This window comes from Terriglobus sp. YAF25 (assembly GCF_052113305.1).
Classification (GTDB): domain Bacteria; phylum Acidobacteriota; class Terriglobia; order Terriglobales; family Acidobacteriaceae; genus Terriglobus.
Genome location: NZ_JBFRCY010000108.1, coordinates 1 through 8,779, shown reverse-complemented (window position 1 = coordinate 8,779; position 8,779 = coordinate 1). Strand labels below are relative to the sequence as shown.

Below are 8,779 nucleotides of genomic sequence, written 5' to 3'. Positions count from 1 at the left end.
CATATAGGGCTTCCGCATCTATGGGCGTTTTCCGCAATGAAAACGCCGCTGCACGACACTGCCGGGATACCCAGCAACAGGGGAAATGCTCTGACGACAGGAGTTGGATGACACGCCCTCGCTCAAGCGGCGCCGTTCGACATCGTGCTTCGTTCAAGAACTCGCGCCGTTAGAACCACACCGGTCTCTCCCGAGTGGAGGGTCATCGGGAACGCGAGAATGGACCAGGTCCCCGGCCGTTCATCAGGTTTTGGAACCGAGAGCAGCCCCCGGCGGGTACGGTCGATATATGTCTCGCGTGTGGTCGAGACGGTCGCAATCACTCTGCGCCAGTCGCGCAGTAGATTGGGCATCTCGACAAACATGTTGCGGCCTGGAAACCATTCTCGCGGATGGGCTAGATAGTCCGCCGCGGCTTCGTTGACGTACTGCCAGGTCCCGTCGGTATCCAGAATCTGCACCAGAATGTCATCGCCCAGCGCCATGGAGATGCGTTCGTAAAAGAAGTCACGCGCATCGACCACGACCGGCTTTCCCCGGCGCTTTGCTGAAAAGGATGCAAGAGCATGTAGAAGATCGTCGACAGAGGAGTAGCCCTTGAGCAGGTGCATATCTTCCGGTCCGCCAAAGCGGTGTTCCAGAGTGGCCGAGAGGATGACAATTGGGACCTCCGGCCGGCGGCGCCGCAGCTCAATGGCGACCTCGGTGCCAAACTTGCCATGGCCGAGGTGGTAGTCCAGTACCGCGACGTCAATCTGGTCCAGGAGTTCGTTGGCCTCCTCTACCGTTGAGGCAGGAAGGCAGTGGTACCCATTCTTGCGAAGGATAGCGGTACGCAGCAGCAGGTTTGCCGGTTCGTCATCCAGCAAAAGCACGCGTACCAGCGTGGGCGCGGAAACTTCCTGCTGGAGTTCGTCCATTGTGTCGTTGGCCATCGGTGTCTCCCTTCCTTAGAGACCCGGTGTTGCTTACTGGTTGCCGGAGGTATCGGAAAGTTCTTTCTTTCCTCTTAGTTCTCGAATAATTTCGGGGAGCTTGTTGAAGATCGCGGCAGATTTCAACCATTGTCGGTTATCGATGGCTGGATATCCGGAGACCACTTTACCCGCCGGCACATCGCTCGGAATACCGGTCTGTGCTGTAGCGATGACATTGTCGCCCACATGGAGGTGACCTGCAACACCTACTTGTCCGGCAAGGATGACATTTTTCCCAACTCTGGTGGATCCCGCAAGGCCAACCTGCGCACACAACAATGTGTGTTCTCCGACCGAGGAACCGTGGCCTACCTGTACCAGGTTGTCGATTTTTGCCCCGGTTTTAATGCGGGTTTCACCGATCGAGGCGCGGTCCACCGTCGCATTTGCCTGGATTTCGACGTAGTCCTCCACGACTGCCGGGCCCGACTGCAGAATTTTGTGCCAGTTCCCGGCGCTGTCTTTCGCGAATCCAAAGCCGTCGGCTCCCAGAACGACGCCGTTTTGCAGGGTCACGTGGTCACCCAGGACACAATCCTCCCGTACGACGGCATGGGCATGTGCGAAAAAATGGTCACCGATCGTCACCCCCGGATAGATCACCGTATGAGGCAGCAGCGTGGCGTGGTCGCCGATGGTCACATCGGCAGAGACGACCACGTAGGCGCCGATATGCGCTCCTTCGCCGATGGTTGCGGTTGGATCGATGACGGCTGTAGGGTGAACTCCCGGCGCATACCGAGGAGGGGTGTAAAAGAGCTCGATTGCGCGGGCGAAGGCGTAATACGGATTTGCGGTCCGCAATGTTGCCGCTTCGATCTCTGGAAACTTAGGATCCACCAGCACGGCAGAGGCGCTGGTTGTGCGGGCGGCGGACGCATACTTCGGGTTGGCGACAAAGGTCAGATCGCCAGGGCCTGCTTCTTCGATTCCTGCCAGACCGGTGATCTCGACATCACCATCGCCGACAAGCGTGGCGTTAAGCGCCTCTGCAATGGCTAAGAGTTTCATGCTGGAAATTGTAGAAGTTAGGCGAAAGGTTGGATAGAGCGTTTCCCTGTAGGTGTAGAGCAGGGCTTCCGTATCTATGGCGTTTTCCGCGATGAAAACGCCGCTGCACACTCCTTCCGGGCCTGCCAAATAGGGAAAATGCTCTAATGGATGCGGGGAAGATCGCACGGTGCCAATACCATTTCTCAGGCGGCTGACAGGGAAGGACCGAGACCGGATCTTCAATCTCAGGCTCGCTTTTCTATTGGCATTTGTCGCCGGCGCCACCAATGCCGGTGGCCTCTTTGCGGTAGGTCAGTACACCTCCCACATGTCGGGCATCGTTTCGTCGATCGCCGACAACCTCGCCATCCATCAAGTGCGACTGGCGTTAGCCGGATTGGGATCGTTGGCCTCGTTCCTTATGGGCGCGGCTTGCACGGCGTTGCTGGTCAACTGGGGACGGCGGCGCAATCTGCACAGCCAATATGCCTTTCCCCTCATGCTTGAAGCCATGCTGCTGCTGTGCTTCGGCATCATGGGCAATCGCCTGGTACGGCATGAATGGTTCTTTGTCTCCGGAACGGTCGTGCTGCTGTGCTTCATCATGGGACTGCAAAATGCGATCATCACCAAGCTCTCGCGGGCAGAGATCCGCACGACGCATGTCACCGGCATGGTGACCGATGCCGGCATCGAGCTGGGGAAGTTCCTCTACTGGAGCCGGCATAAAGACGATCCCGTTACCGGAGACATAGCCAAGCTGCGGATTCTTATCGGCCTGGTGGGTCTATTTTTCCTGGGCGGATTGGCGGGAGCGATCTCGTTTCAGCAGGTGGGGTATATCTCGACACTTCCGCTGGCATTTGTTCTGGTGCTTCTGGCGGTGGTTCCGATCACGGATGACCTGCGGCAGCGGCTGCGGTGACGGTCTAAATTCTCAGCAGCCATAGCCGGTGCCCCACATACGCGAAGCTCATGTGGGGTCATCGCAGGGAGCAGAACAAAGGGGTGAGCCATCGGCCCACCCTTTGTCCTGAAAATGCCTGCGTCTTAGCGAACCCGGCTGCTCTCATTGTCGCTGGCGATCTGACCGTCGCGGATGGTGACGATACGATGCGCGAAGTCGGCGATATCCGGTTCATGCGTGACCAGGACGATCGTATTGCCGCGGGCATGCAACTCATCGAGCAGCGCCATGATCTCATCGCCGGTCTTGGAGTCGAGGTTACCGGTCGGCTCGTCGGCCAGGATGATGGAAGGTGAATTGACCAAAGCTCGTGCGATGGCGACGCGCTGACGCTGACCGCCGGACATCTCGTTCGGCTTATGCTCCATACGGGTCCCCAGGCCGACAGACTCCAGCACCTGCTTGGCGCGTTCGATGCGTTCCGCAGCCGGCGTGCCGTTATAGATCAGCGGCAGCTCGACATTGTGGAGTGCCGTCGCGCGGGCCAGCAGGTTGAAGGTTTGAAAGACGAACCCAATCTCTTTGTTGCGGATGCGAGCCAACTCATCATCGTCGAGCTGGGAGACATCATGTCCGTTCAACCAGTATCGGCCTTGCGTTGGCGAGTCCAGGCAGCCGATCAGATTCATGAAGGTCGACTTGCCGGAACCGGAGGGACCCATAATCGCAACGTATTCGTTGTGACGGATGCGGAGGTTGACGCCGCGGAGGGCATGAACTTCCTGCTCACCCATGACGTAGGTCTTCCACAGGTCGTCAGTAACGATGACTTCTCCGTCGTGCGGACCTTCGGCGTTCGGGGTCAGGGTGGGTTCCACTTGGGTCTCCGTCAGCATGTGGTTACTCTCCAATCGTCGTATGCGTGCTTGTACGCTGGCAAGAGGGGAATGGTTCCCCCAATCTACCTACGAGTTACCTACGAGGCGCTCTCGGCGGGCGTCTCCGGAGTATTGTCTCTCTTTACGGTCATGCCTGACTTAAGAGTTCGCAGTACTTTGAAGCGCCCGATTACAATCTCCTGCCCTTCCTTGAGGCCAGAGAGTACCTGAATCTCGGTTGCGCCGGTAACTCCGGTAGCGACTGGGACAAAGCGCACAGCCGGCTTGCCGTTCTTGGGCTCCAGAAGGTAGACCCCCTGGATCGGGTTGGCTTTGAGGCCTGCTGCTTTGGTTGCCGCCTCGGTGGTCTTCTTTGTGGCGGCGTAGATGCTCTCAATGGCCGGGTCGCGCTGTACCAGGGCCTGGATCGGCAGGCTGAGGGCGTTCTCCACCTTCGCCGTTGTGATCTTGGCGGTGCAGGAGAGACCGGGCTTCAGATCGTCGGAGACTTCGTCGAGGGTGACGACCACCTTGAAGTCCTTGGCTTCTTCGGTGCCGGTGGTCGACTGCGAGGTAGCAATGCCGGTGGTGCGCAGCAGCGCCTGGTCGCCTACCTCGGTAACGTGACCTTTAAAGCTGCGGCCGGRCATCGCATCGATCGTCACGTTCACGGTCTGGTCCATCTTCACGTTCACGATGTCGGTCTCATCGACCTTAACCTCCGCGGTGATGACCGACATGTCAGCCAGAGTCATCAGGGTGGAACCGAGGGCGTTCTGAATGCCGGTAACCATGGTCTCGCCCTCACGGACGGGAACGTTGGTGACAAGGGCGTCAAAGGGCGCACGGGAGACGGTCTTATCCAGCGTGTCGAAGTTGGCGCGCTGATTGGCGACCGCCTGCTGAATCTTGCTGGCGGAGGAGTCTGCCTGTGCCTTCGACTGGTTCAGTGAGGCCTCGCGCTGCGCCACGGTCGCAACAGCTACCTCGTAGGCAGCCTTTTTGGCGTCGTAGTCCTGCTTGGAGATGAGTTTTTCCTGGTAGAGCTGCTCAAAACGGTTGTAATCAAAACGTTTCTGAGTCAGATCAGCCTTTGCCTGGATGACGTTTGCCTCGGCGGTCTTAATTGCGGCCTGCGAAGAGCTGAGATCGGTTTTAGCCGCAGCGATGTTCGCGGTCTGGGCAGCAACGGCCGACTCAGGCTGAACGCTCTCGATGGACGCCAGCGTCTGGCCCCTCTTCACGTGATCGCCTTCCTTCACGTAGAGGTGCGTAATGCGGCCGAAGGCGGTGGCGCCGACATTTACATAGGTCTTTGGTTTGATCTGGCCGGTACCGCTCACGATGGAGACAAGCTCCTGGCGGGTGACCTTCGCTGTGGCTACCGGTGTAACGCCGGAACGGCTTTTCGCAATGGAAGCGACGACGACAGTCGCAAGAACAAGGACAACAGCAAGAATGGCAACGATTTTTTTTGCGCTCATGGGCGATTTTCGCGGGAACCTCTGCAGAGCTTCAGTACGCAACCGGATGCGGATTGGTTTCATGGTTTCGAAAAAAGCTCCATGCACAAATCGCATTACCGGTAAGGATGGTGACCATCATACCAGCGGGGCGTCAAACGGATGTACTCCTTGCAGGTTGAGTTCGGTCGAAAACCGCACTAAAATGGGGCGTACAACTCATCGGAGTGTTGTCATCGTTATGAAGACCTGTGGTTTCCTTCTGCTCGGCGCAAGTTTAGTTTTTTCTGCGACAGTCGGAGGAGCAGTCGCCTATGGACAGGACGCTCAGTCCGGTGACAGCAATAGCCCTGCTGCCAAGCCGCAGGTCGTGGAGCATCCCGACCCATTGAAGCGTCGTCTCTCTGACCGCGAGCGCCTTCAGCAGCAGAAGGACCTCAAGAAAGAAATCAAGGGCGAATACAAGAAGTGGCTCGATCAGGACGTCGTCTGGATCATCACGGACGAGGAACTGCAGGCGTTCAAGCAGCTCTCGAATGACGAAGAGCGCGACGCATTCATCGAAGCCTTCTGGCAGCGCCGTAATCCGAACCCGGATTCGCCCGACAACGAATATCGCGAAGAGCACTACCAGCGCATCGCTTACGCGAATGAGCACTTCGCCGCCGGTAAGCCTGGCTGGAAGACCGACCGTGGCCATATCTATATTGCCTACGGCAAACCGGACAGCATCGATTCGCACCCATCGGGCGGACAGTATGAACGTCCCATCGATGAGGGCGGCGGTTCCACCTCGACCTACCCGTTTGAGACCTGGCACTACCGCTATCTTGAGGGTGTCGGCGACAACATCGATATCGAATTTGTCGATACCTGCATGTGCGGCGACTATCACATGACCATCGACCGTTCTGAAAAGGACGCCCTGAAGATGGTTCCCGGCGCCGGTCTCACGCTGTATGAGCAGTGGGGGCAGGGAAGCAAGACCGACCGCTTTACGCAGGGCGGTATGGAGCAGCTTGGTCTCGGACCCCGCAGCTCCATGAACCAGTCCAAGCAGTTCGACCGTCTGAATACGTATGCGAAGCTGATGGCGGCTCCGCAGATCAAATTCAAGGATCTGGAACAGTATCTAACCAAGTCGACCATTCTGAACGGACCTCCGTTCCTCTTTGATGTCCGTACGGACTACGTGAAGGTGACGAACGAGACAGTGCTTGTTCCCCTGACGCTTCAGGTGAAGAACCGCGACGTAACCTTCTCCAACAAGGATGGCGTGTCGACGGGTACGGTCAATATTCTTGGCCGCGTAACCAACCTGAATCACAAGGTTGTGCAGACCTTCGAAGATACGGTCAGCATCCAGGTTCCGAGCGAACTGCTGCCGAAGACCCAGGACAACGTTTCGGTGTATTGGAAGTCGCTGCCGCTGAAGCCGGGACTATATAAGGTGGACATCGCGATCAAGGATGTCAATAATCCTGACCACATCGGCACCTGGAAGCGCAGCGTAAACGTGCCGAAGTTCGACGACGACCGCCTGGCGGCCTCCAGCCTGATTCTGGCTGACAAGATGGAGCGGGTCAGTACTCACGAGATCAGCACCGGCAACTTTGTAATCGGGAATACCCGTATCCGCCCGCGTGTCTCGGCTGGTTCCGGAGTTCCGGTTACCTTCAAGCGCGACCAGAGCCTGAATTTCTGGATGCAGGTCTACAACCTTGGCATCGACGAAAAGAGCAAGGTCAACAGCGCCAAGATCGAGTACCAGATCACCGATCTATCGAATAACAAAGCACTTCTGGATGCGACAGAGGAGACAGCGAAGCTGAATCCGCATGCCGACCAGGTAACGTTGGAGAAAAGTGTCCCGCTTGCCAGCCTGCAGCCTGGCAAGTACCAGGTAACCATCAAGGTGGATGACGGCGTCTCAAAGCAGCAAATTGCTGAGTCAGCGCCGTTTGTTGTGGAGTAATATTGCAGGTCAGGAAGCCGGAAAGCTGCATAGCTGGGCCCAAGGAGCATCGGCGGCAGAGGCAACCTGAAAACGCTGTCCAGGCTGTGTTAAGCAGGGACGCGGATTTTCTGGAATTGGCTGGCGCAGTGTTTCGTGTGTAAGCGCAGTGAAGCGAGTCCGACTCCAATCCGTATCGTTGCTTCTGGTATTGATGCCAGTGGCGATTGGCGTTGCCGTCGCGCAGCCCAAAGGGGCCGATGTGTCAGGTATCGTGCGTGATGCCCAGGGGATTCCCCAGATGGGCGCCCTCGTACAGGCACTTCTGCCGGACGCCACTCCTGCCGGAATGGCGGTGACAGACCTAAAGGGTCATTACGTTATCCGGAATCTCACTCCTGGAAAATATCAGGTACGCGCAAGTGCGGTTTTGTTTCTGCCGTCGATGCGAGGCGATCTTCGTCTTCGCGCCGGTGCTCAGGCCATCGTTAACCTGACGCTGACGACTCTCTTCGAGGAGAGCCGGTGGCTTCCTGCTGAGCGTCGCCAGCCGGACGAACCAGCCGATGAGTGGACCTGGTCGCTGCGTACGGCGGYAAACAGGCCGATTCTGCGCCTGGCAGGCGATCAGGACGTGGTGTTGATCTCTCCTGGACCTGAGGCCCCGCGGCGTGTCAGCCATACGCGGGTTGAAGCAGCCAGTGGAGACTGCTTTCCCTGGAAGTCGGTAGCTCTCTCCGCGCTGTACGTATGGGGGCAGCCTCCGTTGAGGCCCGTCCCTTCGTAAAGCTGGCGATGCATCCCAGCGACATGCTGGTGCTGAGCTATCGCATGGCTCGCTCTCGCGAGACGCAGAGCGCGGACGATATCGATGCCGCCGATGCTCCTCTTCCGGTTGCGGTACTACAGGGAGACCGCATGCTACAGGAGCGCGGTACTCACCAGCAATTTGCCGCGACGCTCCGGAATGGTAAAGGAAGTATCCGTACGGCTTACTACCGGGATTCGATCGATCGGCCCATGGTGGCCGGTATTGGGCCTGTTACCGGTTCTCAGCTGGCGCATGGAACCATGCTGGCGGATGCAACGACCGGCACCGCCCGGATGATGGGAGATCCGTATACCTCCGTCGGTTGGAGTGTTTTTGCCAGCGAACAGCTAGGCCAGAGCATCTGGACGACAGTCGAGGTGAATACCGGCGATGCCTTGTCGGTGGTCAATGCACCTCAAACGTCGTCTCAGACGGTCACCAGATTCCGTGCCGGCCGCACGAAATCGGCCGCAATGGGAATTAAGGCGCTGCTGCCAGCTTCGGGGACACAGCTTCGTACGAGCTATCGCTGGCAGAATGAGCAGACGGTCACCCCTGTGAACCTCTTCTCAGCCATGAGCCGTCAGCCCTACCTGAGCTTGTCTGTACGGCAGCCGCTTCGCATTCGCCGCCTCCGGCTCGAGAATATGGAGGCGTTCCTCGACGTTACCAACCTGCTGGAGCAGGGCTATCAGCCGTATCTCTCCTCCGACGGCAGAACCCTCTATCTGGCGCAGTCGCCGCGCATGCTTCAGGCCGGGCTCGCGTTTACCTTCTAATCTCCAGAATCTAAAGT

General features: G+C 58.0%; 7 protein-coding genes and 1 pseudogene. 4 read left to right on the top strand and 4 right to left on the bottom strand.

Features of this window, described 5'->3' with window-relative positions; all coding sequences use genetic code 11:
• Window positions 1–122 precede the first annotated feature (122 nt).
• Together AB4043_RS06320 and lpxD are read right to left on the bottom strand one after the other, a co-directional pair.
• Entirely contained in the window at window positions 123–935 is an 813-nt protein-coding gene (locus AB4043_RS06320; protein WP_442301303.1) for a response regulator, read from the bottom strand.
• Between the two features lie 33 nt (window positions 936–968).
• Window positions 969–1,988: a UDP-3-O-(3-hydroxymyristoyl)glucosamine N-acyltransferase gene (gene lpxD / locus AB4043_RS06315; RefSeq protein ID WP_442301304.1), complete on the bottom strand. Its 1,020-nt coding sequence runs from the start codon at window positions 1,986–1,988 to the stop codon at window positions 969–971.
• Window positions 1,989–2,157: 169 nt separating this feature from the next.
• Here lpxD and AB4043_RS06310 point away from each other — a divergent pair.
• A pseudogene (locus tag AB4043_RS06310) lies at window positions 2,158–2,889 on the top strand (YoaK family protein); the annotation flags it as partial.
• Between the two features lie 131 nt (window positions 2,890–3,020).
• On the opposite strand, the gene AB4043_RS06305 reads toward AB4043_RS06310, so the two are convergent.
• Together AB4043_RS06305 and AB4043_RS06300 are read right to left on the bottom strand one after the other, a co-directional pair.
• Window positions 3,021–3,773: an ABC transporter ATP-binding protein gene (locus tag AB4043_RS06305; protein WP_442301305.1), complete on the bottom strand. Its 753-nt coding sequence runs from the start codon at window positions 3,771–3,773 to the stop codon at window positions 3,021–3,023.
• A gap of 80 nt (window positions 3,774–3,853) precedes the next feature.
• Window positions 3,854–5,239 carry an efflux RND transporter periplasmic adaptor subunit gene (locus AB4043_RS06300; RefSeq protein WP_442306688.1) on the bottom strand — a complete coding sequence of 462 codons (1,386 nt, stop codon included), beginning with the start codon at window positions 5,237–5,239 and terminating at the stop codon, window positions 3,854–3,856.
• Window positions 5,240–5,459: 220 nt separating this feature from the next.
• Between AB4043_RS06300 and AB4043_RS06295 the strand changes: the two genes are divergently transcribed.
• From AB4043_RS06295 to AB4043_RS06285, 3 genes are all read left to right on the top strand, one after another.
• Window positions 5,460–7,193 (top strand): GWxTD domain-containing protein, encoded by a 1,734-nt coding sequence (locus tag AB4043_RS06295; RefSeq protein WP_442301307.1) that lies wholly within the window; start codon window positions 5,460–5,462, stop codon window positions 7,191–7,193.
• A 199-nt stretch (window positions 7,194–7,392) separates the two neighbouring features.
• Window positions 7,393–7,959 carry a carboxypeptidase-like regulatory domain-containing protein gene (locus AB4043_RS06290; protein ID WP_442306687.1) on the top strand — a complete coding sequence of 189 codons (567 nt, stop codon included), beginning with the start codon at window positions 7,393–7,395 and terminating at the stop codon, window positions 7,957–7,959.
• Window positions 7,923–8,762, top strand: coding sequence for a hypothetical protein (locus tag AB4043_RS06285; RefSeq protein WP_442306686.1), 840 nt, complete (start codon window positions 7,923–7,925; stop codon window positions 8,760–8,762). Before AB4043_RS06290 ends, AB4043_RS06285 begins: the two co-directional genes overlap by 37 nt.
• Window positions 8,763–8,779 lie beyond the last annotated feature (17 nt).

What these genes read in the sequence shown, in the direction of transcription:
- AB4043_RS06320 (WP_442301303.1), bottom strand. Translation starts at nt 935, where the DNA reads ATGGCCAACGACACAATGGACGAACTCCAGCAGGAAGTTTCCGCGCCC.
- lpxD (WP_442301304.1), bottom strand. Translation starts at nt 1,988, where the DNA reads ATGAAACTCTTAGCCATTGCAGAGGCGCTTAACGCCACGCTTGTCGGC.
- AB4043_RS06305 (WP_442301305.1), bottom strand. Translation starts at nt 3,773, where the DNA reads ATGCTGACGGAGACCCAAGTGGAACCCACCCTGACCCCGAACGCCGAA.
- AB4043_RS06295 (WP_442301307.1), top strand. Translation starts at nt 5,460, where the DNA reads ATGAAGACCTGTGGTTTCCTTCTGCTCGGCGCAAGTTTAGTTTTTTCT.
- AB4043_RS06285 (WP_442306686.1), top strand. Translation starts at nt 7,923, where the DNA reads ATGGGGGCAGCCTCCGTTGAGGCCCGTCCCTTCGTAAAGCTGGCGATG.